We start from the raw sequence: 23,496 nt of genomic DNA, 5'->3' as shown, positions 1-23,496 counted from the left end.
TCCATGGCAAGTGAAATTCTGATTGTCGATGATGAGGCCGATATTCGGGATCTCGTTGCGGGCATCCTCGAAGACGAGGGCTTCGTGACCCGGACCGCGCGCGACAGCGATACGGCGCTCGCCGAGATCGCCAACCGCAGGCCGCATCTGGTGTTCCTCGACATCTGGCTGCAGGGCTCCAAGCTCGACGGCTTGCAGCTCTTGGAGCAGGTCAAGAAGGACAACCCCGATCTGCCGGTCGTGATGATCTCCGGCCACGGCAACATCGAGACCGCGGTCGCCGCGATCAAGCGTGGCGCCTACGACTTCATCGAGAAGCCGTTCAAGACCGACCGGCTGATCCTGGTCGCGAACCGTGCACTGGAGAACTCGCGGCTCAAGCGCGAGGTCAAGGAGCTGAAGCAACTCGCGCCGAGCGCAAGCTCGCTGGTCGGCCGCTCGCCCAGCATGAACCAGCTGCGCCAGACCATCGAGCGTGCGGCCAAGGCCAACAGCCGCATCCTGATCGTCGGCCCCGCGGGCGCCGGCAAGGAACTGACCGCCCGCACGTTGCACACGGCCTCGGGCCGCGCCGACGGCCCCTTCGTCGTCATCAACGCCGCTGCGATCACGCCCGAGCGGATGGAGCACGAGCTGTTCGGCATCGAGCAGTCCAACGGCGAGCACGCGCGCAAGCCCGGCGCACTCGAAGAGGCTCATGGCGGCACGCTGTTCATCGACGAGATCGCGGACATGCCGCGCGAGACCCAGAACAAGATCTTGCGCGTGCTGGTCGAGCAGTCGTTCCAGCGCGTCGGCGGCAACGGCAAGGTGCAGGTCGACGTCCGCATCATCTCCTCCACCGCGCGCAACCTCGAAGAGGAAATCGCGGCCGGTCATTTCCGCGAGGACCTCTATCACCGGCTCTCGGTGGTGCCGATCCGCGTGCCCGCATTGTCGGAGCGGCGTGAAGACATTCCGGAATTGATCGACTATTTCATGGAGCAGATCTCCGCGGGCAGCGGCCTGCCCAAGCGGCAGATCGGCCAGGACGCGATGGCGGTACTGCAGTCGCATGTCTGGCCGGGCAATGTGCGCCAGCTCCGCAACAACGTTGAGAGAGTCATGATTCTCGCCGCTGGCGGGCCGGAAGTCATCATCACTGCCGACATGCTGCCGCAGGATGTCGGCTCCATGGTGCCCGCGATGCCGACCAGCAACAATGGCGAGCACATCATGGGCCTGCCGCTGCGCGAAGCGCGCGAAGTGTTCGAGCGCGACTATTTGATTGCACAGATCAGCCGTTTTTCAGGAAATATTTCTCGCACGGCCGAGTTTGTTGGCATGGAACGCTCGGCGCTGCACCGGAAGTTGAAGGCGCTCGGCGTCGGCTAACGCTGCGACGTCGTTGGAATAGGCGAGGAAAATCATCGATTTCCGTAGTTTTTCGGGGCAATACGGCATGGGCTGCCGCGTGAAGCGGCTTGCCTAATAAGCCTACCTGTCCTCTAATTGAACCGCTGTCCCCCCGAGGGGGATCTCATGAGGGACGGCAACCGGACGAGGACCCCGAGTTTCAAAAGAGGGCCGCAACCGGCGCAATAAAAAGAAACTCAAAGCGAGAAAAAAACAATGGCGGCAGACCGCGCACAAAACCTGCAGGACACCTTCCTTAATCACGTTCGCAAAACCAAAACGCCACTGACGATCTTTCTGGTCAACGGAGTGAAGCTCCAGGGCATCGTGACCTGGTTCGACAATTTCTGTTTGCTGCTTCGGCGCGACGGTCACTCGCAGCTCGTCTACAAGCATGCGATCTCGACCATCATGCCGGGCGCTCCGATCCAGCTGTTCGAAGGCGGCGAGGATCAGCCGGCTTGAGAGTGATCTGATTGGAACCCCGGAATTTCGACGGGGATGCCGACCGTCCGCGGTCGGCAGGGGGTACGCAGACGGGGCGGGTGCTTGTCATCGGTCCCTATTTGCGGGTGCGCGCAGGCAGTGCCGACGCGCAATCGGAAGCTCATGTCGTGCGTGACGCGGAAGCCCGGCTCGACGAAGCCGCCGGCCTCGCGCGCGCGATCGATCTCGTCGTTGCCGACGCCATCATCGCGCCGATCAGCCAGATCCGCCCTGCGACCTATATCGGCAAGGGTAAGGTCGAGGAGATCGCCGCGCTCGCCAAGAGCCTCGACGTCGAACTCGTGGTGATGGATTGCGCGCTTGCGCCGATCCAGCAGCGCAACCTCGAGAAGGAGTTGCAGGCAAAGGTGCTCGACCGCACCGGTCTCATCCTGGAAATCTTCGGCCGCCGCGCCAAGACCAAGGAAGGCTCGCTCCAGGTCGAGCTCGCGCATCTCAACTATCAACGTTCGCGCCTGGTGCGCTCATGGACCCATCTCGAGCGCCAGCGCGGCGGCTTTGGATTCATGGGCGGTCCCGGCGAGACGCAGATCGAAGCCGACCGCCGCCTGATCCAGGAGCGCATCTCCAAGCTCGAGGGCGAACTGAAGAAGGTGCAGGCCACACGCCGCCTGCATCGCGCAGGCCGCCAGCGGGTGCCGTACCGCGTCGTGGCGCTGGTCGGCTACACCAATGCCGGCAAATCGACGCTGTTCAACCGCCTGACCCGCGCCGACGTGCAGGCCGCCGACATGCTGTTCGCCACGCTGGATCCGACCCTGCGCGCGCTCACCCTGCCGCATGGCGGCAAGGCGATGCTGTCGGACACCGTCGGTTTCATCTCCAATCTGCCGACGCAGCTCGTCGCCGCCTTCCGCGCCACGCTGGAGGAGGTGCTGGAGGCCGACGTCATCCTGCATGTGCGCGACATCTCGCACGACGATGCCGAGGCGCAGCAGAGCGACGTCGACGCGGTGCTGCGCCAGCTCGGCATCAATCCCGATGATTCAGGCCGCATCATTGAGGTCTGGAACAAGATCGACCGTTATGGTCCCGAACAGCGCGAAGAACTCTTGAATATCGCCGCGCGCAGGCCGGAGGACCATCCCGCGATGCTGGTGTCGGCCGTGTCGGGCGAAGGGGTCGACGCGCTGCTCGCCGCGATCGAGGAGCGCTTGGCCGCCAAGCGCATCACGCTCGACCTCTCCATCGATGCCTCCGACGGCGCCGGCATCAGCTGGCTGCATCGGAATTCCGAAGTGCTGGCGAAAGAGCTGCACGACGGCCGCTTCGACATGACGGTGCGGGTGGACGAGACCAAGCGGGATATCGTGGTGAACCGGTTCGATGCCGTGCCGCGACTGTCCGTGTAGTTAGTGTCGTCCCGGCCGAGTTAGCGGCCGGCTTGCTTGCGCTCCTCTGGTGACGACTGCTTCGCACTCTTCGCCTCATTCCACAACGCGTCCATCTCCGCCAGCGACGCCTGCTCGAGGGTCCGCCCCTGCGCCTCCAGCGCCCGTTCGATATAGGCAAACCGCCGCTCGAACTTCGTGTTGGTCGCCCGCAGCGCGGCTTCCGGATCGGCATCGACATGGCGGGCGAGGTTGACCAGCGCGAACATCAGGTCGCCGGTCTCTTCCGCCAACCCCTCGCTGTCGTTGCGATCGAGTGCGGCCTCGATCTCGTCGGCTTCCTCGCGGATTTTTGCCAGCACCGCGCGCGGATCGTTCCAGTCGAAGCCGACAGTGGAGGCCTTGCGCTGCAGCTCCATGGCGCGCGTCAGGGCGGGCTGGCCGGCCTTCACGCCTGACAGCAGCGACTTGTGGGACGGCGCTTCCTGGGGTGGCCGGCGCGCGGCACGCTCGGCTTTCTCCTCGGCCTTGATGCGGTCCCAGACTTCCTTGACGTGGGAGGAGGCGAGATTGCCCTCCTTGTCGGCGAAGACGTGCGGATGGCGCCGGATCATCTTGCGGGTGATGGCCTCGACGACATCGCCGAAGGCAAAGGCGTTCTGCTCCTCGGCCATCTGAGCATGGAACACCACCTGCAGCAGGAGGTCGCCGAGCTCCTCGCAGAGATCGTCGAGATCGCCGCGGCTGATGGCCTCGACCACCTCATAGGCTTCCTCGATCGTATAGGGGGCGATGGTCGCAAAATTCTGCTCGAGGTCCCAGGGGCAGCCAGTCACCGGCGTGCGCAGCGCCGCCATGATCTCGATCAGGCGGGAAATGTCGCGGGAAGGGGTCATTGCGGGCATTCTCCTGGCTCTCAAGCCTTATGCCAAAAGCGCCCCCGTTCCCAGCGTAGCGCGGCGGAACAGGGTGATTTCCACCGGTTGGCGCGCCAGATTGGCGAGCCGCGTGCGCAGTGCTAAAGCGCGGGCCATGACTGACGCATCTTCATCCGAAACCGCGCTGGTGCTGTTTTCCGGCGGCCAGGATTCCACCACCTGCCTTGCCTGGGCGCTGAATCGTTTTGCGCACGTGGAGACGCTTGGGTTCGATTACGGGCAGCGCCACGCCATCGAGCTTGCCTGCCGCGACCGGCTGTTCGACGGCATCAAGGGCCTGCGCACGGATTGGGCTTCCAGGCTCGGGGAGAGCCACACGCTAGCGATCCCGACGCTGGCGGCCGTGTCCGAGACGGCGCTGACGCGCGACGTCGCGATTGCGATGGGCGCCGACGGCCTGCCGAACACGTTCGTGCCCGGCCGCAATCTGGTGTTTTTGACTTTCGCCGCGGCGCTGGCCTATCGGCGCGGCATCAGTTACATCGTCGGCGGCATGTGCGAGACCGACTATTCCGGTTATCCCGATTGCCGCGACGACGCCATCCGCGCGATGCAGGCCGCGCTGTCGCTCGGCATGGCCCGCAAGTTCGAGCTGCATACCCCGCTGATGTGGATCGACAAGGCCGCGACGTGGAAGCTCGCCCATGACCTCGGCGGCGACGGGCTGGTCGACCTCATCCGCGAGCAGTCGCACACCTGCTACCTCGGCGAACGCGGCGCGCAGCATGATTGGGGATACGGCTGCGGAGAATGCCCGGCGTGCAGCCTGCGGGCGAAGGGGTGGCGGGAGTACGTGGCGGGACGGTGATACCATAGACTCGGTGTCATCACCCGCGAAAGCGGGTGATCCAGTACTCCGAGAAGGTAGCGATAATCGACAGGCCGCGGCGTACTGGATTCCCCGCCTTCGCGGGGAATGACAGTGTTGGTTGGGGTTAGAGTGTACCCAAGCAACGCGCAAAGGGACTACGGCGCAAAATCCTCCGCCTTCAGCTCGATCGGCTTGCCGTGCGGGGTGCGATCGGCCGCGTGGTCCCAGGCGTCGCGGTAGCGATGCAACGTCTCCGCAGACGCAACGCCCTTGCGCGCGACCAGCCCCTCCAGCGTGGCGAGCCAATGGAGATAGTAGGTCTCGCCCGTATCGGGATCGCCGGCCGCCTGCGCGCGCTTGATCTCGGAGGCCAGGGCTGCCGCCCATTCGGGCCAGGTGAACACGCCGCGCTCGTGCAGCGTCAGCGCCATCGCGAAGGCGTGCGCCTCCCAGGGCGCGCGGAACACCGGGCCGTCATCGTCGCGCGGAATGCTCGGGATCGCTGCCGTCGCGGCAGCAGCAGCCGTGCTGCTCATCACGCCGGGTCCAGATACGGCTCGAACGCATCGATCGAGACTTTCGAGGTCGGATCGCCGTCCGCGCCCCAGAGATCGCGGCCCTCGAACACGACAGTGTAGAGCCATTGCGGATTCTCGCCGAGCTCCATCGCCGCCGAGTCCGGAAACACGTGGCAGCCATGGTTCAGCTCGACGATTCCGACATGACCACGCACGTAGCGCGGCAGGCGGGTGTGGGTCGCCGGGTGAATGTTCTTCGCGCGGACCTTGTCACCGATCTTGAATTTCGCCGGCGCCGGGGCAGGGCGGGCGAACTTGCCGCGCACCATGATGCGCTCGACCTGGCCGAGATCGAACTTGCCGTGCTTGAGCGCCTTGGCCGGCTGCATCGCGTGGCCGGCGGCGACTTCCTCCCGAGTGAGGTAGCCCTTCTCGATCAGCATCTCCTCGAGCCCGAGAAACCATTTCTTGTAATAGGAGCTCGAGAGATAGATATGCGGCGGGATCGTCTCGCGATAGAAGCGCGAGGTGTCGATGTTGAAGGCGCCGGCCGCGCCCATCGCGCGCACCATGGCGAGAACACGCGACTCCCATTCCTCGTGGAACACCGGCTCGTTCGGTTCGGGCTCGACCTTGCCGAACCCGTCCATGCCGCCCATGTCGTGCACGCCGTTCATGACGGCGCCCCCGGCGCCTTGGGAAAGCCGGTGCCGATCATGGAATCGCGCGTGACCAGCTCGGCGAGCTGCTCCTCGCTCCAGCCTTCGGTCCCTGCGGGGCGCATCGGCAGCACCAGAAAGCGCGTTTCGGCGGTCGAATCCCATACCCGGATTTCAACGTCCTTGGCGACTTGCACGCCGAAATCGGCGAGCACGCCGCGCGGGTCCTTCACCGCGCGGGAGCGATAGGGCGCGGCCTTGTACCAGACCGGCGGCAGCCCCAGCATTTCCCAGGGGTAGCAGGAGCACAGCGTGCACACGACCATGTTGTGACGTTGCGGCGTGTTCTCGACCACGACGAGGTGGTCGCCGACGCGGCTGACATGGCCGAGCGTGCCGATCGCCTTCGAGCCGTCCTCCAGCAGTGCCTTCTTGAACGCCGGATCGCTCCAGGCCTTGGCGACAACGCGCGCGCCGTTATGGGGGCCGATCCGGGTCTCATAGGCCTGGATGATGGCGTCGAGCGCGGCCGGCTCGACATAGCCTTTTTCGGTCAGGATCGTCTCGAGCGCGCGCACGCGCAGCTCGGTCTCCGACAGCTCGGAATGGTCGTGATCGTGGTGATGATGGTCGCTCATGGGGCGAAGATAGTCCCAGAATCCGGGCGTTGTCGAGCCGAAGACTCTGCTAACATCGCACCATGGGCTGGGCTGCAAGAACCGGAATAACCGTCGCAATCGCGGCTCTTGGCGCATTCGCGGCGCAGGATGCGCGCGCCGCGAATGGCGCCTATGCGGTCGATGCCGCCGACATTTCCGATGTCGGCTCCTGCAAGGTGGAAAGTTGGCTGTCGGCGGCTTCCAACACGGATTTTTCGGCGGTCGCCAATCCCTCCTGTGTCGTCGATCCCTTCAGGCCGATCGAGCTGAGCCTGCAGACCATCCGGGCCCGGAGCGGCGGCGACTGGAGCACGACAATCGCGCCAAAAGCCAAGACGAATTTCGTCCCGACCGGAATCGGCCGGTGGGGATTGTCGGCCTATGGCGGAGGATCGTTCGACGCGGCGACCGGCGAGGCGCTATCCCCCTTTGCCGTCATCCCCGCGACCTTCCGCCTGTCGGAGACCATGCGCATCAACGTCAACGGCGGCTGGCTCTGGGATCGGACGGTGGATCGCCATTACCTGACCTACGGCATCGGCTTCGATTGGAAATTCACCGACACGCTGCAATGGACGATCGAGGCGTACGGGCAGGCCGGCGCCGCCGAGGTCGCAAGCATCGTGCAGCCGCGTTTCCAGACCGGTGTCCGCTACCGACCGAACGAGATATTCTCCGTCGATCTGATCTACGGCCGCAACATCACCGGCGAAAATGCCAACTGGATCACCATCGGGACCACGATCCGGTTTCCGGTCCATGGAAGCGAACCCGAACATCGGCGCACCGGGCATCTGTGAGCGCCAGGAAGACCAAGACCAGGGGAGTTTGCGTTGCCTGACTATGTCAAGATCGAGAAGGGCCTCGGGCCGGAGGGACGGATTGCGGTGGTGCGGTTCGACCGCGGCGACGGCATCAATGCGCTATCGCCAGAGGCTTTACGCCAGCTCACCGCGGCCGCGCGCAGTTTTGAGGATGACGCCGCAACCTCTGCCGTGGTGCTGACAGGCAGCGCGGCTGCGTTCAGCGCCGGCTTCGACCTCAAGGATGCCGAAGGCCGCGCGCGCAAGGACATGGACCTCGGCACGCTGCGGCGGCATCTCAAGCTCGGACCGCGCCTGACCCACGCCTGGCAGGAGATGGAGCAGATCACGATCGCCGCCATCGAGGGGTTTTGCGTCGGCGGCGGCGTGGCGCTGGCCGTCGCGCTCGACTTCCGCGTCATGGGACGCGATGCCCATCTGCGCGTGCCCGAGATCGGCCTCGGCATGAACATGAGCTGGCAGAGCATTCCGCGCATGCTGCATCTGATCGGCCCGGCGCGCACCAAGCAGGCGGTGGTCCTGGCCGATCAGCGCATCAGCGCGGATGAGGCCTATGAGTGGGGCCTGGTCGAGCAGGTGGTCGATCCCGGCCATGCGTTCGATGCCGCGATGGAGCTTGCGCGCAAGGTGGCAGCGCAGCCGCCGCTCTCCGTTGCCATGACGAAACTCACGGTCAACCGGCTGGCGCATGCGCTGGATAATCTCGCCAGCCACATGGACGTCGACCAGTTCGCCCTGGCAAGCCTTAGCGAGGACCATAAGGAGGGCGTCGAGGCGTTCCTGACGCGACGCAAACCGAAGTTCAGAGGGCGGTAGAAGCCGGCCAGGCATTGATTGCGCCGCGGACTATCCGTATACGCGGCGCTGGGACAAAATAGGCCCGATCAACGGGCCGGCAGACGACAATGACGATCGAGGGGGAGGGCCCATGACCACTGGCACGCAGGCACCCGAGACGAAAGGGTTTCGCTGGAAGCTGATCGCGCCGCTCGCGGTATGGCTGCTGATCTATCTGTGGCCGGTGCCCGCAGGGCTCAACGCCAATCAGTGGCACTATTTTGCGATCTTCGCGGCCGTCATCACCGGGCTCATCCTGGAATCGATGCCGGTCGGCGCGGTCGGCCTGATCGGGCTGACGGTTGCCGGCGTCGGCGGTTATATCGATCCCGATCCGACCAAATCGCTGCGCTGGATGCTGGCGGGCTTTGCCGAGAGCACGGTGTGGCTGATCGTCGGCGCCTTCGTGTTCTCGATCGGGTACCGCAAGAGCCAGCTGGGCCGGCGTATTGCGCTCGTGCTGGTGCAAAAGCTCGGCACCAACACGCTCGGTCTCGGCTATGCGGTGGCGATGTCGGACTTCTTGCTGGCGCCGGCGACACCGTCCAACACCGCGCGCAGCGGCGGCATCGTCTATCCCATCATCAGCAACATCCCGCGCATCTACGGCTCCGAGCCAGGACCGACCGCCGGCAAGATCGGCACCTACGTGATGTGGACCGCGTTCGCGTCGACCGCCGTCACCAGCTCATTGTTCTTCACCGCGCTGGCGCCCAATGCAGCGGCGCTCGCCATCGCCAAGAAGACCGCCGGAATCGACGTCAGCTGGGCGCAGTGGTTCATCGGCTTTGCGCCGCTCGGCCTGCTCCTGATGGTGCTGGTCCCGCTGCTCAGCTACGCGGTCTGCCGCCCCGAGGTGAAGAGCAGCCCGGAAATTTCCGAATGGGCATCGAAGGAGCTCGCGGAGATGGGCCCGATGTCGCGCAATGAATGGATCATGCTGGCGCTGATCTTGCTCGCGATGTTCCTGTGGATCGCGGGCTCGAGCCCGGACATCCGCGTGCCGCTTCTGGGCTCGAATTTCGTCAACGCCACCACCGTCGTGTTCATCGTGATCTCGCTGATGCTGGTGACGGGCGTGATCGAGTTTGCCGACATCGTCGCCGAGAAGGGCGCCTGGGAGGTGTTCTTCTATTTCACCTCGCTGCTGACGCTGGCCTCGGGCCTCAACGAGATCGGCTTCATCAAATGGTTCGCGACCGAATACGCAAAGCCGCTCGCCGGGCTGTCGCCGTCGACCGCAATGCTCCTGCTGGTCGCGCTGTTCTTCTGGATCCACTATTTCTTCTCGAGCATCACCTCGCATGCCGCCGCCGTGCTGCCCGTGGTGCTCGCGGTCGGATCCGGCATCCCCGACCTACCAGTCACGACGCTCGCCATGCTCTGCATGTATTCGCTCGGCCTGATGGGGGTGATCTCGCCTTACGCGACCGGGCCGGCGCCGATGTATTTCGGGAGCGGCTATATCGGCAAGGGTCAGTTCTGGGGTTTTGGGCTGATCTTCGGGGTGCTCTATTTCGCGGGGCTGCTGCTGATCGTATGGCCCTGGTTGCAGGTCCACTGAGTCGGGCGGGAGGGCAATACGGCGGCAGATGAATTTTCTTCAGCGGGAAGACATTTGGAAAACTTCGTCCAACTCCCCGCAAATATCTGACATTGCCAGAGCGACCCGAAAGGGCGATTGTGCGTGCTGCGGTGCAGCGCGCTCCAGCCGAGTCCTCATCGCGGTTTCACTCTCCGTCGCTTGATGCGACCGTTCCCGGATGCCCAGGGGCAAGGGAACTATTGTGCATGAAGGCCGCCTCCATGAACGTCCACCCGTCGCTCGCGATCGGACAGCCGATCGAAAAGTTTGACGCGATCTCAGCTCACGCGATCTCACCTGCCGCGACTGCGTCCGACGCGATGGTCCGCTTCGAAGGCGTCTCGAAAACCTATCCGGCCTATCGCGGCAAGCCCGGCGTCAATGCCCTGCAAAACATCGACTTCGCCATCCCGCGCGGTTCGATCACCGGAATCATCGGCCGCTCCGGCGCCGGCAAATCGAGCCTGGTCCGGCTCATCAACGGCCTGGAGAGGCCGACCACGGGCCGCGTCGTCGTCGATAACAGAGATATCTCGGCGCTCTCGGGCCGCGACTTGCGGCTGGCGCAGCGCTCGATCGGCATGATCTTCCAGCACTTCAATCTGCTGTCCTCCCGCACCGCTGCCGCCAACATCGCGCTGCCGCTGGAGATCGCCGGCTGGGCCAAGGCCGATATCCGCGCGCGCGTGGCCGAGCTGCTTGCGCTGGTGGGCATCGCAGACAAGCACGATCGCTACCCGTCAGAACTCTCCGGCGGCCAGAAGCAGCGCGTCGGCATTGCCCGTGCGCTCGCGACGCGGCCGAGCGTGCTGCTGTCGGATGAGGCGACCTCGGCGCTCGATCCGCAGACCACGCGGGCGATCCTCGATCTGCTCGCGAACATCAACCGCGAGCTAGGCGTGACCATCGTACTGATCACCCATGAGATGTCCGTGGTGCGCCAACTTGCGGGGGATGTCGTGGTGCTCGATGCCGGCCGCGTCGTCGAGAGCGGCCATGTCGCCGACATCTTCACCTACCCCAAGCATCCGATCACGCAATCCTTCCTGGCCGAAGTAATCGGAGACAGCCTGCCGGTGTCGCTGGCGAGCCGGATCGTTTCGGAGCAGCCTCCGGCCGGACAGGCCGTGATCCGCGTCCAGGTGCGCGGGGCAGGGGCCGGCGACACGATGGTGGCGCGGCTGGCGCGCGAGCTCGGCCTCGACGTGTCGCTGCTGTCGGCCCGCATCGACGAGATCGGCGGCCAGCATGTGGGCTCGCTGACGCTTGGTATCCCTCTCGGCATGTCCGGCGGCGAGGACGCGACGACGCGCACGCTGGCCTGGCTTTCACAATATCAATTCCCCGCGGAGCGTCTCGGCTATGTCGCCTGAACTCATCAACCTGATCATCCAGGCGACCGGCGAGAGCCTGTACATGGTCGGGCTCGCCGCGCTGATCGGCACCGCCTTCGGCCTGCCGCTCGGCGTCTTTCTCGCGACCAGCCGGAAAGGCGAGCTGTTCGCGGCGCCCATCGTCAATCGCGTGCTCGGTGCCGTCGTCAACGCGACGCGATCCACGCCTTTCATCATCCTGGTCGTCGCCATTATCCCGTTCACGCGGTTGGTGGCCGGCACCTCGATCGGATCGACGGCCGCGATCGTACCGTTGACGATCGCATCGGCGCCGTTCATCGCGCGCCTGGTCGAGGCCGCGATCCGCGAGGTCGATGGCGGCCTGATCGAGACGGCGTCCTCGTTCGGGGCCTCGCCGATGCAGATCGTGCTCAAGGTGCTGATCCCCGAAGCGCTGCCGGGTCTTCTGCTGGCGCTGACGCTCGCGGTTGTCAGCCTGCTCGGCTATTCCGCCATGGTCGGCGCCGTCGGAGGCGGAGGCCTGGGCGATCTCGGCATCCGCTACGGCTATCAGCGCTTCATGCCGGAGATGATGCTGGCCGTCGTCGTGGTGCTGATCGCGCTGGTGCAGCTCGTGCAGAGCGCCGGAGATTATCTCGCGCGCCGGGTCAATCGCCGGCTGCGACATCGCTGACGCCGTTTAAGACATTTCGAACAAGCAGGTTCTTGTCGGTCTGGAAGCATTCCAAACTTCGAGACACGACTGAGTGCATTCGTCGCACGCGTTGCGCACGCGTCTGGAGAAATTCTAACGCAGTTCCTATCGCACTCCGAAATCGCCTGCGTTAGGGCGAGGCATCAAAAACGATACCGGCGAAGCCGGCAGTGCGTGGGGCCTCGACAAACGTGACCGATTTCCAACTTGCTTCGCGTGCCGACACGCGTCGTCGACAGATACAGACTCTCTTCCTCGGAGCGGCCAGCACATTTGCTCTCGTCGTTCCCTTCGGTGCCGTGGAGGCGCAAACGCAGATCCCCGCCGTCACCGTCGAAGCCCCGGCTCAGCGCGCCCGGCCTGCAGCGGTCGCCTCAACGCGACAGTCAGCGGCGACACGCACCGCGCGCGCCAATCGTCGCTCTCCGTCGCAGCAAGCTGCGCCAACCCAGTCGGCATCCTCGAACGATGCCACCGGTGAACGCTCCAATGGTCCGGTGCGCGGTTTCGTTGCGACGCGCAGCGGCACCGCGACCAAGACGGATACGCCGCTGATCGAAACCCCGCAGTCCGTCTCCGTCGTCACGACCGACCAGGTCAGGAACCAGGGCGCGGTCTCGATCGGCGAGGCGTTGCGCTACACCGCCGGCGTCAGCGGCGACGTCAACGGCGGCTCGGACACGCGCTTCGGCGCCCTCCAGATCCGCGGCTTCGACACCACCATGTCGGGCCTCTATGTCGACGGTTTGCGGATTCCCTCCAGCAATTACGTGCACTTCAACGGCCTCGATCCCTATGGCGCCGAGCGTCTCGAGGTTCTCAAGGGCCCATCCTCGGCGATGTATGGCGGCAGCGGCACCGGCGGCATCCTCAACTACGTGACCAAGCTGCCGACGGCCCAGCAGTTCGGCGAGGTCTCGATCTCGGGCGGCAGCTTCAACCGCTATCAGGGCCAGTTCGACATGGGCGGTCCCGCCAACAAGGACGGCACCGTGCTGTGGCGCCTGACCGGCGTGGTGCGCGACGGCGAAACCCAGGTCGACTTCACCAAGGACAACCGCGTCTTCATCGCGCCCGCCGTCACGTTCAAGCCGAACGATGACACCACCATCACGATCCTCGCCAACTACCAGCGCGACCGGGCAGGGTGGGGCCTCCAGTTCTTGCCGGCCTCGGGCACGGTGTGGCCAAACAACGGCCGCACCATCCCGGTCTCGTTCTTCGCGGGCGTGCCGAGCTTCAACGCGTTCAACACCGAGATCGCGACCGCCGGCTACCAGCTCTCGCACAATTTCACCGACAACATCACGTTCCGGCAGAATTTGCGCTACGCCTACCAGCACAACGAGGAGAAGGTGTTCTACGGCGCCGGCTATACCGACGAGGCCGCGGGACAGCTCGCGCGTTTCGGTAGCTACAGCAACTCCTACATCAACTCCTTCGCGGTGGACAACCAGCTCCAGGGCAAGTTCACCACCGGCTCCCTCAGCCACACCACGCTGGTCGGAATCGACTATCGCAACACCAGATTCCGCGACACCGCCTTTGGCGTCGCGACGTCCGCGCCCGAGATCAACGTCTTCAGCCCGGTCTACAGCTACGACTGGACCATGGGCGCCATGAGCGACGACACCGGGGTCAAGCAGTCGCAGGTCGGCCTCTACGCGCAGGACCAGATCAAGCTCGGCCGGCTCTCGTTCCAGCTCGGTGGCCGCCAGGATTTTGTAACGACGCAGGTCGACAGCGGCATCTTCAATACGTCGGTCGCGAAGGATGCGTCGGCCTTCACCGGCCGCGCCGCAATGATGTACAATTTCGACAACGGCATCGCGCCCTATTTCAGCTACTCGGAATCGTTCCTGCCGGTGCTCGCGACCGGCCCGAGCGGACAGCTGCTCAATCCCGAGACCGGCGTGCAGTACGAGGTGGGCGTCAAGTACCAGCCGCTCGGATGGAACGCGCTGTTCACCTTCGCCGCCTTCGACCTGACGCGCGACAACGTCGTCACCTTTGCGCCTCCGCTCAACATTGCCGAGCAGACCGGTCAAGTGAAATCGCGCGGCCTCGAGCTCGAAGGCACGATGTCGCTCGCCGACGGCTGGAACCTGCGCGCGGCCTATGCCTATGTCGATGCAATCGTCACGCAGGATCCGGTGAATGTCGGCAAGGCGCCGGTCACCGTGCCGCTCAACCGCGCCTCGCTGTGGAACGACTATACGCTTCAGACCGGGCCGCTCGCGGGCCTGCAGTTCGGCGGCGGCGTCCGCTATGTCGGCGCGACCTGGGGCGATGACGCCAATACATTCAAGGTCGGATCCGCGACCGTGCTGGACGCGCTGCTCGCCTACACAAGGGACAATTGGCGCCTGTCGCTGAACATCACCAACCTCGCCGACACCCGCTATGTCGCCGCCTGCTACAGCCTGTCGGGCTGCTTCTACGCGGAGGGACGCAAGGCCATCGGCAAGCTGACATATCGGTGGTGAGTTCGAATGAGGACAGGCCGTGATGGCGGCCGGGCCCGCTTGATGAGAGAAGACGATGAGAGCGATATTCGGCAAGCTGCATCGCTGGGCGGGACTGCTGACGGCCGGCTTCCTGTTCTTCTCCGGCGTCACCGGGGCGATCATCTCCTGGGATCACGAGATCGACGAGGTCCTGAACAGCCATCTGTTCGATGTCAGCAGCAAAGGCCCGGCCATTCCCTCGATCGATCTCGCCAAGATGATCGAGCAGCGCGATCCCCGCGCGCGCGTGGTCTACCTGTTCATGACGCCGGAGGAGGGCCACTCGCTGTGGTTCTTCGTCATGCCCAGGATCGATCCCGCGACCGGCAAGCGCTACGCGCTCGACTACAATCAGATCTTCCTCGATCCCAACACCGGCGCGGAGCTCGGCCGGCGCTATTGGGGCGCGGTGTGGCCGGTGACGCGCGAAAACTTCGTCTCGTTCCTGTACAAGCTGCACTACACCATGCACATCCCGGAATTCTGGGGCAGCGACCGCTGGGGCATGCGCCTGCTCGGCGTGATCGCCATCATCTGGACCATCGACTGCTTCGTCGGCTTGTATTTGACGCTGCCCGCGCGCCGACGCGCCAGGGCGGCACGGGCGCCCCAGGTCACGCGCCAGCTCGAACGCGGCTTCTGGGCGCGTTGGGCGGCGGCGTGGACCATCAAGACGTCAGGCAGCGCCTACCGGATCAATTTCGACATCCACCGCGCTTTCAGCCTGTGGACCTGGGGCGTGCTCTTCATCATCGCCTTCACGGCGTTCTCGCTGAACCTCTATTTCGAGGTGTTCTCGCCGCTGATGAAGATGGTGTCGAACTACACGCCGACGCCCTATGAGCAGCGGCCGTATCGCGATCTCGATGATCCCATCGAACCCAAGGTGAGCTTCGCCGACATCGCCGCGCGCGCGGCGGCCGACGCCAAGGGGCGAGGGTGGACCGTCCCGGTCGGCTCGGTCAATTACGGCCCGGCCCACGGCGTCTATGCCGCGGCCTTCTTCCACCCCGGCGACGATCACGGCGCCGGCGGCGTCGGCCCGGCGCAGCTCTATTACGACAGCGAGGACGGTCGTCCGATCGGCGAACGGCTGCCTTGGGTCGGCACCGCCGCCGACATCTTCGTACAGGCGCAATTCCCGCTGCATTCGGGCCGCATCGTCGGGCTGTTCGGCCGCATTCTGATCTCGGTCATGGGGCTGGTGGTGGCGGCACTCTCGGTCACCGGAATCGTGATCTGGTGGCGCAAGCGCCGCGCCCGCGTGCGCGTGCGGGCGACGGCGGCGATGCGCCCGAGCCGGCAGCAGCTGACGCCGGCGGAGTAGGGCGTTCGTCCGGCGCGGATGAACCTTCCCGCCCGGCACCGGCACAAAGACTGGAGATCCCCCCGTCTTGCCGGAAATCGCATGAGATCGCTTGCCTTGCTCTGCCTGCTCGTCTTCGCTACGCCCGCCGATGCGGCCACGCCCGAGCAGCATTATCTCGACCTGCGCGATCGCTACATCGCAAAGTTCTCGAAAGCTGCGGAAAACGACGAGACCTATAAGCAGCACGATGCGGCGCTCAACGAGTTGACGGGCGTCCTGCGCAGCCTGGTGGGTCCCGTCGCAATCAAGGGACTGCCGGCCGACGGCAAGACGAATGCGGACACGCTCTTCAAGGGCGACTCCGGCTTTGGCCATCTCGACGGGCTCGGCTTCGCCTCCGAAGGCGACAAGATGCAAGCGGTGGCGACCACGACCGGCTTGCTCAGGCACTGGCTTCGCGAGCACCGCGAGGACGGCATGCCGCAGGAGATCGGCGCGGCGTTCAAATCGGACCGCTTCTACTATCAGGCGATCCAGGACTCCGCCTTCGCCAAATATGCCGAGCTGCCGATCACGAAGCCCGCGGGAGCGAGCGCTGCGGTCGCCGTACTGGGCGTGCGCGGCAATGGCGATTTGAAGGGACCGCCGCATGAAATCGACGTCGTCGCGATCCAGGGCGACAAGGTCTTCTTTCTCGCCGCAAGCGACGCGGTGAAGACGGCTGAGATCCCGGCCTGCGAAAAGGTCTGGAAGCAGATGATGGCCAAACCCATCGACAAGAAAGACCCGCGCGGCGACATCACCCGCGAAGACAACGCGATGACCGCGTACACGGCGTGCTTCGCCAAGGAGGCACCAAGCCAGAGCTGGTATGCGACGGCGGTCAAGAAAGCGCAGAGCCAGCTGGAGTTGCTGCTCGTGCGCTAGAGCGATCATCCAGTTACCTTCGGGGCTACAACGTTGCGCGCCGCCCTGGCTCAAGAATGCGCAATCGGAAATTGCAGATTGTCCTGCAGGCGCAACCAAGGCCAAGCAGCGCGAAATCGCCCCAAGCCCGCTCGACGAGGTCGTCGGCCACACTCCGCCCGGATTCGGCGGCGCTCGTGGAACTCGTTCGCGACGAGGGGGTTGCACTGCGGTTGGAACCGAACGGGTAGCACAGTTGAATCGCCGGCAATTCCTGGAAGCCTCGGCATTGACGCCATTGGCGACATTACTACCTGGCGCAGTCTCTGCGGCATCGGCGGCGGACTTGCCGTTTGGTCCCTCTTATGTCCGCGACCTTGCCCGCAATTTGGCGAGTAAGCCCTTTGCGCCACCAGAGGAAAAGGTCCCGGACGCGCTCAAAGATCTCACCTACGACCAGTACCGGTCAATCCGCTTTCTGCCGGAGCGCGCGGCTTGGCGCAGCGAGAAGCTGCCCTTCGAGGTTCAGTTTTTCCACCGCGGCTTTTTCTATAAGAACAGGGTCGACATTTACGAGGTCGCCGGCGGACGAGCCGTACCGATCAGGTACCGGCGCGACGATTTTGCATTCGGCGACAATATCGGCCAGGTACCGGACGCCGATCTCGGGTTTGCCGGGTTTCGCATTCACGCCCCGATCAATCGCCCCGACTATTACGACGAGGTTTGCGCGTTTCTCGGCGCCAGCTACTTCCGTGCCGTTGCCAAAGGCGAGACGTATGGCCTGTCCGCGCGCGGTCTGTCGATCGATACCGGCGAGAGCAAGGGGGAGGAATTTCCCTTCTTCAAGGCGTTCTGGCTGGAGAAGCCCGCGCCGGGTGCCACATCTGTCGTGGTCCATGCGCTGCTTGACAGCAAGAGCGCTACGGCAAGCTATCGCTTCACGATCAGGCCGGGCGCTCCGACGGTCTTCGACGTGGAGATGTCGCTCTATCCGCGGATCGAGCTGCAGCATGCCGGCCTGGCGCCCATGACAAGCATGTTCTTTTTCGGTCCGAACGACCGACACGATGTCGACGATTTCCGCCCTGCCGTGCACGACTCCGATGGGCTCGCCGTGTTCAACGGAAAGGGCGAGCAACTCTGGCGTCCTCTCAACAATCCGCGCGATCTGCAAGCCAGCACATTCAATGATCTCAATCCTCGCGGCTTCGGCCTGATGCAGCGGGAACGAAACTTCTTTGCCTACGAGGACATCGAATCGCGCTTTGAGCGTCGCCCAAGCCTCTGGGTCGAACCGATCGGAGATTGGGGAGAGGGCAGTGTGGTCCTCTTTGAGATCCCGACCAAGGAGGAAGTTCACGACAACATCGCCGCCTTCTGGCGCCCGAAAACAGCTCTCCAGGCCAAGAGCGAAAACAACTACACCTACCGTCTGCACTGGGGTCCGGACGCGCCGAAGCCCAATTCCCTGGCCCGGTTCACCCGCACAGGCGTTGGCGCGCGGGGCGACGACAGCAAATTGTTCGTGCTCGAACTCGTCGGCGACGGACTGAAGGCGGTCGATCCCAACAAGGTAAGGGGTGCCGTCAGCGCCGACAAATCCGAGATCAAGAACGTCGTCACACAGCCAAACCCGGAAACCGGCGGCTGGCGCCTGAGTTTCCAGTGCGCCGTGAAGGACGCGCCGGTCGAGTTGAGGGCGATCTTGATGCAGGGCGAACAGCCGATCTCTGAAGTCTGGGTTTACCGATGGGCGCCCTGACGACCTCGCCCGCGCTCTCGCTTGAGCTTGGCATTCGGTATCTTCCCGACGAAACGCCTCTCCCCATGCAGCCTTGCCGATTGGACCGGACTAACCGTGCCGATCCGGGGCGACTGCGGACCGCCCCTGCCGTTGCAGCGCGGCGCCTGTTCATTCTTGGCGGAACGGTCGCGATTACCGCTGCGGGCGCTGTTGAGATGTACGATGTTCTCAAGGTTGGTGGCGTCACGGTCCTGGAAGGCATGGTGTTCGGGTTGTTTCTCGTGCTGCTTGCCTGGATCGCGTTTTCGTTCGTGTCTTCAGTCGCCGGTTTTTTTGTGCTCCTGCGGGGGCGGCCGGATATGCTGCCAATTGACAGCCAGGGTCCGCTGCCCACGATCACCGGCCGAACGGCGATGCTGTTGCCGACCTATAACGAGGATCAGCACCATCTCATGGCGCGACTCCGCGCCATGTACGAGTCGGTCGGCGAAACCGGACAGGACCCGTTGTTCGACTGGTTTCTGCTCAGTGACACGACAGATCCGGACATCTGGATTGCCGAGGAGCTTGCGTTTCTGGAACTGCAGCGCAACTGCGGTTCGGGCCATCTCTACTATCGTCACCGATCCGACAACACCGCCCGAAAGTCCGGCAACATCGCCGAATGGGTGAGGCGGTTCGGTGGCGCCTACGACTACATGATCATTCTCGACGCGGACAGTCTGATGAGCGGAGAGACCATCGTGCGGCTGGCGGGCGCGATGGAATCGAACCCGCAAGCCGCGCTGATTCAAACGCTTCCGATCGTCGTCAATGCGCGAACCCTGATTAGCCGGCTTCAGCAGTTCTCGGGTCGTTTGTACGGCCCGCTGATCGCGGCCGGGAACACCTGGTGGCACGCCTCAGAGGGCAACTACTGGGGACATAACGCCATCATCCGGGTGCAGGCTTTTGCGCAAGAGGCGGGCCTGCCCGAATTGCGCGGGAGGAAGCCTTTCGGCGGCCATATCCTCAGCCACGATTTTGTCGAAGCCGCACTAATGCGACGAGCGGGATGGGGAATTTTCATGGCTCCAGGTCTCGGCGGGAGTTTCGAGGAGGTGCCCCCGTCGCTTCTGGATTTCGCGGCGCGCGACCGCCGCTGGTGTCAGGGCAATCTCCAGCATCTTGCCGTTCTACCGGCTCGAGGCCTGCACTGGGTCTCCAGGCTTCACCTGTTGACCGGGATCGGATCCTACCTCACCGCGCCGCTGTGGCTGCTGTTTCTATTGCTCGGAATCCTGACCTCCTTGCAGGCCTATTTCGTCAAGCCGGAGTACTTTCCCAAGGGCTTCTCGTTGTTTCCAACGTGGCCCGCACAGGATCCCGTGCTCGCCGCCTGGGTCTTTGCCGCGACAATGGGGCTGCTCATCGTGCCCAAATTGCTGGCCTACCTCGTTTTGCTCACCAAGCGTGCGGAACGACAGGCATTCGGCGGCGGATTTCGCGTGCTGCTGGCGGTGGTCGCCGAGAGCCTGCTTGCCGCCTTGATCGCCCCCTCCATGATGATCTTTCAATCCACCGCCGTGGCGGAGATCCTGCTGGGCCGTGACGCGGGCTGGCAAGTGCAACGGCGAAGCGATGGCAGGATCACGCGCGACGAAGTCTATCGCAAGTTCACGGTGCCGACCCTATGCGGTCTGGCCATGGCGGCAAGCGCCTACGCCGTGTCGCTTCCGCTGCTGCTCTGGATGTCACCGGTGATCATCGGCCTGGTTTGCGCCATTCCGATCGGTCTCGTCACCTCGACGGCACCGCGAATGGCGCGCCTGTTTGCAACCCCGGAGGACAATCGCGTGCCGGCGCTGCTGCAGAGGGCGAGAGAGCTTGCCAGCCTGGATCGAATCGAGCCACACGGGGCCCTGATCGAACTTAGACAGAATCCCGCGTTGCTGGGACCGCACATGCAGTCCCTCGAAACGCCGCCGCGCAAATCGGGCCAAATCGACATAGATCTCGCGATCGGCCGGGCCAAGATTGAGCAGAGCGACGATTTCGAGGAAGTCGTCAGCAGCCTCAGCGCACGCGAGACGCTTGCCGTGCTGAAGCACCCACACGCCCTCGAGCAGGTCATGCGCATGCCGCGAGCTACCGCTTCCGCGGAAGTCTAGGTCATGGCGGTGTAGGACAGGGGTTGACGACCCGGCTGGGCTTGGGCCGAGAGCGAGATGTCTGCTGTGCGCGCGGTCCCAGCCTACAGCGAACTGCCACCCAAATTCCAGCCGCGACCACCCTCGCCAAAGATCTCGTAACCCGTCGCCGTCACCGCAACCGTGTCCTCGAGCTTGATGAACCCGCGCTTCGGATGCTTCATCGTGGTCTCGATCGACACCACCATGCCAGTTTCGAGCGGCAGCCGCGCATCCGTGTCGTCGTAGGGGATCGGACCTTTGGCCGTCAGGCGAGGGGCCTCGTGGCTGACGAGGCCCATGCCGTGGGCCAAAAACTCCGTGCAGTCGCGCTGGGTGATCTTCGCGAGCTGCCGCTCGGCCGCGACGTAGATGTCGCCGCCCATGGCGCCCGGCCTGACCGCCGCGAAGGCGGCGCGCTGGACCGCCTCGATCTCGGCCAGACAGTCCTTCAGCTCGGCATCGGGATCGCCGAGCACGGCCATGCGCGCGAGGTCGCCGATATAGCCGTGATAATTGCCGCCGGAATCGAGCGACAGCACGTCACCTTGCTCCCAGCGCTGCGCCGAGGGCGCCCGGTTGTGGCTGTTGCCGCAGGCGAGCAAGCAGTATTCGAAGGTCAGCCCGCGATTGGCTTCGGCGAGCCGCAAGGCGTCCGACAATTGCTGCTTGGTCGTGCCCGGCCCGTGCCCGGCGATCACCGCCAGCATCGAGGCGATCACCAGTTCGGACGCCGTCTTGAGCTTCGCAAGCTCGTCCGCCGACTTCACCGCCCGCAGCCGCTCCAGCACCAGCAGCGCGTCCTTGAGCTCGGCGCCGGGCAGGGCGTCACTGAGCGCCCGGCCCGCATCCATCGGCAGGAACGCCATCTCGACCCCGACCCGCTTCAGGGGCACGCCGGCATCGCGGATCAGGCTTACGGCCCGCGTAATCGCATCGACCGAGCCGTTGGACTCGGTCCGCACCTGCGCCACCCATGGCGGCGCCACGGCGCGCTGATGGGTTTCCAGACGGTGGCCGACATAAACCGCCTTGTCGGGTGCGCCCTTGGGATAGACCAGCACCGGCAGATAGCGGCTGACGCCGAGCGCATCCATGTAGTCGAAGAAGATCGCGCGCTCGGCACCCAGCAGGTACTGCACATTGTGCTTGGAGGTCGCGACCAGGACGTCGAGGCCGGCAGCCTCCATCAGGCGGTCGAGCTTGGCGGCGTCGAATGGAATGGCGCGCGAGCGGTCTGCGCGGGCGACGTTCTCCTGCATGACGAACCTCCCAATGCTGCCGTGGCGACAACCGCTGCGTCGGTTTGCCCGGGATTTGTTGGCACAAGTTTGATCCGAAAGAGGGGTTCTGGGTAGCTGCGGAATGATCTGGCCTGACCTGCACAGCCATATCCACGATTCGCATAAGGTATATTATGGAATATCATTATATCAAATCAGATCAGTTATTTAGCTAGAATTCCTCTCATCGCACCTTCGTTCCCGGTCCATTTCCAGGCTGGCCGTCGGACGTGGTCCCGACTTTCGACGGCTACTGTGCATGGGGTTGTTTTTCGGTTTTTGAATCGGGCCGATGCCGCCGAAAGCCGATATTGCCGTGAGGATGTCCGGCTGCAATAAGCGAGGCTTCGCGAGATCGCAGATGACCTTCTGACCTTCCGTCCGTATAGGTTTGCATCTCAGAACAACAACAAACTTTCCGAGGAAGCAGACCCATGAGCTTTTCCCGCCGCACGCTTCTCAAGGCCTCCGCCGCGACCGCGGTCCTGGGCGGCCTCAGTGCGCCCCATGTGGCCCGCGCCCAGAGCGCCGAGTTCACCTACAAATACGCCAATAACCTGCCGGACACGCATCCGCTGAACGTGCGCGCCAAGGAGATGGCCGCGGCGATCAAGGCCGAGACAGGCGGCAAGTTCGACCTCCAGATCTTCCCGAACAACCAGCTCGGGTCTGACACCGACATGCTGAGCCAGATCCGGTCCGGCGGCGTCGAGTTCTTCACGCTGTCGGGGCTGATCCTGTCGACCCTGGTACCGGCGGCGTCCATCAACGGCATCGGCTTCGCGTTCCCGGACTACGGCACGGTCTGGAAGGCGATGGACGGCGATCTCGGCGCCTTTGTCCGCGGCGAGATCAAGAAGGCCGGGCTCGAAGTCATGGACAAGATTTGGGACAACGGCTTCCGCCAGACCACGTCGTCGAGCAAGCCGATCACCCATCCGGACGATCTCAAGGGCTTCAAGATCCGCGTGCCGGTGTCGCCGCTATGGACCTCAATGTTCAAGGCATTCGATGCGGCGCCCGCCTCGATCAATTTCGCCGAGGTCTATTCCGCGCTGCAGACCAGGATCGTCGAGGGCCAGGAGAACCCGCTGGCGATCATCTCGACCGCCAAGCTCTACGAGGTGCAGAAATACTGCTCGCTGACCAACCACATGTGGGACGGCTTCTGGTTCCTGGCCAATCGCAAGGCGTGGAGCAGCCTGCCCGAGGATGTGCGCACCATCGTCGCCAAGAACATCAATGCCGCAGCGCTCAAGGAGCGTGAGGATACCGCCAAGCTCAATGCCAATCTGCAGCAGGAGCTCGCGGGCAAGGGCCTGACCTTCAATCAGCCCGCGGTCGCGCCGTTCCGCGACAAGCTGCGCTCCGCCGGCTTCTATGCCGAGTGGAAAGGCAAATATGGCGACCAGGCCTGGGACCTGCTGGAAAAAGCCGTCGGCAAGCTGTCGTAACGCGTTGGA

Annotated in this window: 20 protein-coding genes; 15 read left to right on the top strand and 5 right to left on the bottom strand. The window is 64.2% G+C overall.

All coding sequences use genetic code 11. The annotated features are described in order from the left end of the window. The first annotated feature begins 3 nt into the window (after positions 1–3). The 3 genes from ntrX to hflX all read left to right on the top strand — a co-directional run bounded on the left by ntrX (position 4) and on the right by hflX (position 3,254). Positions 4–1,374, top strand: coding sequence for a nitrogen assimilation response regulator NtrX (gene ntrX / locus AC0L23_RS00580; protein WP_007591127.1), 1,371 nt, complete (start codon positions 4–6; stop codon positions 1,372–1,374). A gap of 237 nt (positions 1,375–1,611) precedes the next feature. Then, complete coding sequence (gene hfq / locus AC0L23_RS00575; protein ID WP_007591126.1) at positions 1,612–1,860, top strand: RNA chaperone Hfq; 249 nt, start codon at positions 1,612–1,614, stop codon at positions 1,858–1,860. Positions 1,861–1,871: 11 nt separating this feature from the next. Next, entirely contained in the window at positions 1,872–3,254 is a 1,383-nt protein-coding gene (hflX, locus tag AC0L23_RS00570; RefSeq protein ID WP_026233449.1) for a GTPase HflX, read from the top strand. Between the two features lie 20 nt (positions 3,255–3,274). On the opposite strand, the gene mazG is transcribed toward hflX, so the two are convergent. Then, the gene (gene mazG / locus AC0L23_RS00565; RefSeq protein WP_018457830.1) at positions 3,275–4,129 is read right to left on the bottom strand and encodes a nucleoside triphosphate pyrophosphohydrolase; all 855 of its coding nucleotides are present in this window, start codon (positions 4,127–4,129) and stop codon (positions 3,275–3,277) included. A 136-nt stretch (positions 4,130–4,265) separates the two neighbouring features. Between mazG and queC the strand changes: the two genes are divergently transcribed. Continuing rightward, the gene (queC, locus tag AC0L23_RS00560; protein WP_018457831.1) at positions 4,266–4,979 is read left to right on the top strand and encodes a 7-cyano-7-deazaguanine synthase QueC; all 714 of its coding nucleotides are present in this window, start codon (positions 4,266–4,268) and stop codon (positions 4,977–4,979) included. A gap of 158 nt (positions 4,980–5,137) precedes the next feature. Here the strand turns inward: queC and AC0L23_RS00555 are convergent, their stop codons facing one another. From AC0L23_RS00555 to nthA, 3 genes are read right to left on the bottom strand one after another with little or no spacing between them, the layout of a single operon-like run. Next, on the bottom strand, positions 5,138–5,518 hold the full coding sequence (locus AC0L23_RS00555) for a nitrile hydratase accessory protein (protein ID WP_018457832.1): 381 nt from the start codon (positions 5,516–5,518) through the stop codon (positions 5,138–5,140). Beyond that, entirely contained in the window at positions 5,518–6,177 is a 660-nt protein-coding gene (gene nthB, locus AC0L23_RS00550; protein ID WP_018457833.1) for a nitrile hydratase subunit beta, read from the bottom strand. Before nthB ends, AC0L23_RS00555 begins: the two co-directional genes overlap by 1 nt. Continuing rightward, positions 6,174–6,797, bottom strand: a complete 624-nt coding sequence (gene nthA, locus AC0L23_RS00545; protein WP_085349816.1) for a nitrile hydratase subunit alpha — start codon at positions 6,795–6,797, stop codon at positions 6,174–6,176. Before nthA ends, nthB begins: the two co-directional genes overlap by 4 nt. 62 nt (positions 6,798–6,859) lie before the next feature. Between nthA and AC0L23_RS00540 the strand changes: the two genes are divergently transcribed. The 10 genes from AC0L23_RS00540 to mdoH all read left to right on the top strand — a co-directional run bounded on the left by AC0L23_RS00540 (position 6,860) and on the right by mdoH (position 20,732). Continuing rightward, positions 6,860–7,618, top strand: a complete 759-nt coding sequence (locus tag AC0L23_RS00540) for a hypothetical protein (protein ID WP_085349815.1) — start codon at positions 6,860–6,862, stop codon at positions 7,616–7,618. Between the two features lie 33 nt (positions 7,619–7,651). Beyond that, complete coding sequence (locus AC0L23_RS00535) at positions 7,652–8,458, top strand: enoyl-CoA hydratase/isomerase family protein (protein ID WP_085349814.1); 807 nt, start codon at positions 7,652–7,654, stop codon at positions 8,456–8,458. A 112-nt stretch (positions 8,459–8,570) separates the two neighbouring features. After that, a complete protein-coding gene (locus tag AC0L23_RS00530) occupies positions 8,571–10,043 on the top strand; it encodes a DASS family sodium-coupled anion symporter (protein ID WP_085349813.1) in 1,473 nt (490 codons plus the stop codon). A gap of 227 nt (positions 10,044–10,270) precedes the next feature. Continuing rightward, a complete protein-coding gene (locus AC0L23_RS00525) occupies positions 10,271–11,437 on the top strand; it encodes a methionine ABC transporter ATP-binding protein (RefSeq protein ID WP_473356750.1) in 1,167 nt (388 codons plus the stop codon). Next, complete coding sequence (locus AC0L23_RS00520) at positions 11,427–12,092, top strand: methionine ABC transporter permease (RefSeq protein WP_018457839.1); 666 nt, start codon at positions 11,427–11,429, stop codon at positions 12,090–12,092. Before AC0L23_RS00525 ends, AC0L23_RS00520 begins: the two co-directional genes overlap by 11 nt. Positions 12,093–12,610: 518 nt before the next feature. Next, positions 12,611–14,599, top strand: coding sequence for a TonB-dependent siderophore receptor (locus AC0L23_RS00515; RefSeq protein ID WP_473356749.1), 1,989 nt, complete (start codon positions 12,611–12,613; stop codon positions 14,597–14,599). 55 nt (positions 14,600–14,654) lie between these two features. Continuing rightward, the gene (gene fsrB / locus AC0L23_RS00510; protein WP_085385238.1) at positions 14,655–15,947 is read left to right on the top strand and encodes a siderophore utilization protein FsrB; all 1,293 of its coding nucleotides are present in this window, start codon (positions 14,655–14,657) and stop codon (positions 15,945–15,947) included. 81 nt (positions 15,948–16,028) lie between these two features. After that, positions 16,029–16,856: a hypothetical protein gene (locus tag AC0L23_RS00505; protein WP_085349810.1), complete on the top strand. Its 828-nt coding sequence runs from the start codon at positions 16,029–16,031 to the stop codon at positions 16,854–16,856. A 277-nt stretch (positions 16,857–17,133) separates the two neighbouring features. Then, entirely contained in the window at positions 17,134–18,600 is a 1,467-nt protein-coding gene (locus tag AC0L23_RS00500; protein ID WP_473333830.1) for a glucan biosynthesis protein G, read from the top strand. After that, positions 18,588–20,732, top strand: coding sequence for a glucans biosynthesis glucosyltransferase MdoH (mdoH, locus tag AC0L23_RS00495; RefSeq protein WP_085349808.1), 2,145 nt, complete (start codon positions 18,588–18,590; stop codon positions 20,730–20,732). Before AC0L23_RS00500 ends, mdoH begins: the two co-directional genes overlap by 13 nt. An 83-nt stretch (positions 20,733–20,815) precedes the next feature. Here mdoH and AC0L23_RS00490 read toward each other — a convergent pair whose 3' ends face one another. Then, a complete protein-coding gene (locus AC0L23_RS00490; protein WP_018457846.1) occupies positions 20,816–22,012 on the bottom strand; it encodes a M24 family metallopeptidase in 1,197 nt (398 codons plus the stop codon). A gap of 455 nt (positions 22,013–22,467) precedes the next feature. Between AC0L23_RS00490 and AC0L23_RS00485 the strand changes: the two genes are divergently transcribed. Further along, positions 22,468–23,487, top strand: coding sequence for a TRAP transporter substrate-binding protein (locus AC0L23_RS00485; RefSeq protein ID WP_018457847.1), 1,020 nt, complete (start codon positions 22,468–22,470; stop codon positions 23,485–23,487). Positions 23,488–23,496: the final 9 nt, after the last annotated feature.

The organism is Bradyrhizobium sp. MI1.4 (assembly GCF_055811315.1).
The sequence above is the reverse complement of the archived record's forward strand: the minus strand, read 5'-3'. Positions and strand labels throughout refer to the sequence as shown.

What these genes read in the sequence shown, in the direction of transcription:
- ntrX (WP_007591127.1), top strand. Translation starts at nt 4, where the DNA reads ATGGCAAGTGAAATTCTGATTGTCGATGATGAGGCCGATATTCGGGAT.
- queC (WP_018457831.1), top strand. Translation starts at nt 4,266, where the DNA reads ATGACTGACGCATCTTCATCCGAAACCGCGCTGGTGCTGTTTTCCGGC.
- AC0L23_RS00485 (WP_018457847.1), top strand. Translation starts at nt 22,468, where the DNA reads ATGAGCTTTTCCCGCCGCACGCTTCTCAAGGCCTCCGCCGCGACCGCG.
- AC0L23_RS00540 (WP_085349815.1), top strand. Translation starts at nt 6,860, where the DNA reads ATGGGCTGGGCTGCAAGAACCGGAATAACCGTCGCAATCGCGGCTCTT.
- AC0L23_RS00490 (WP_018457846.1), bottom strand. Translation starts at nt 22,012, where the DNA reads ATGCAGGAGAACGTCGCCCGCGCAGACCGCTCGCGCGCCATTCCATTC.
- mdoH (WP_085349808.1), top strand. Translation starts at nt 18,588, where the DNA reads ATGGGCGCCCTGACGACCTCGCCCGCGCTCTCGCTTGAGCTTGGCATT.
- hfq (WP_007591126.1), top strand. Translation starts at nt 1,612, where the DNA reads ATGGCGGCAGACCGCGCACAAAACCTGCAGGACACCTTCCTTAATCAC.
- AC0L23_RS00520 (WP_018457839.1), top strand. Translation starts at nt 11,427, where the DNA reads ATGTCGCCTGAACTCATCAACCTGATCATCCAGGCGACCGGCGAGAGC.
- AC0L23_RS00505 (WP_085349810.1), top strand. Translation starts at nt 16,029, where the DNA reads ATGAGATCGCTTGCCTTGCTCTGCCTGCTCGTCTTCGCTACGCCCGCC.
- nthA (WP_085349816.1), bottom strand. Translation starts at nt 6,797, where the DNA reads ATGAGCGACCATCATCACCACGATCACGACCATTCCGAGCTGTCGGAG.
- AC0L23_RS00530 (WP_085349813.1), top strand. Translation starts at nt 8,571, where the DNA reads ATGACCACTGGCACGCAGGCACCCGAGACGAAAGGGTTTCGCTGGAAG.
- AC0L23_RS00525 (WP_473356750.1), top strand. Translation starts at nt 10,271, where the DNA reads ATGAAGGCCGCCTCCATGAACGTCCACCCGTCGCTCGCGATCGGACAG.
- nthB (WP_018457833.1), bottom strand. Translation starts at nt 6,177, where the DNA reads ATGAACGGCGTGCACGACATGGGCGGCATGGACGGGTTCGGCAAGGTC.
- mazG (WP_018457830.1), bottom strand. Translation starts at nt 4,129, where the DNA reads ATGACCCCTTCCCGCGACATTTCCCGCCTGATCGAGATCATGGCGGCG.
- fsrB (WP_085385238.1), top strand. Translation starts at nt 14,655, where the DNA reads ATGAGAGCGATATTCGGCAAGCTGCATCGCTGGGCGGGACTGCTGACG.
- AC0L23_RS00555 (WP_018457832.1), bottom strand. Translation starts at nt 5,518, where the DNA reads ATGAGCAGCACGGCTGCTGCTGCCGCGACGGCAGCGATCCCGAGCATT.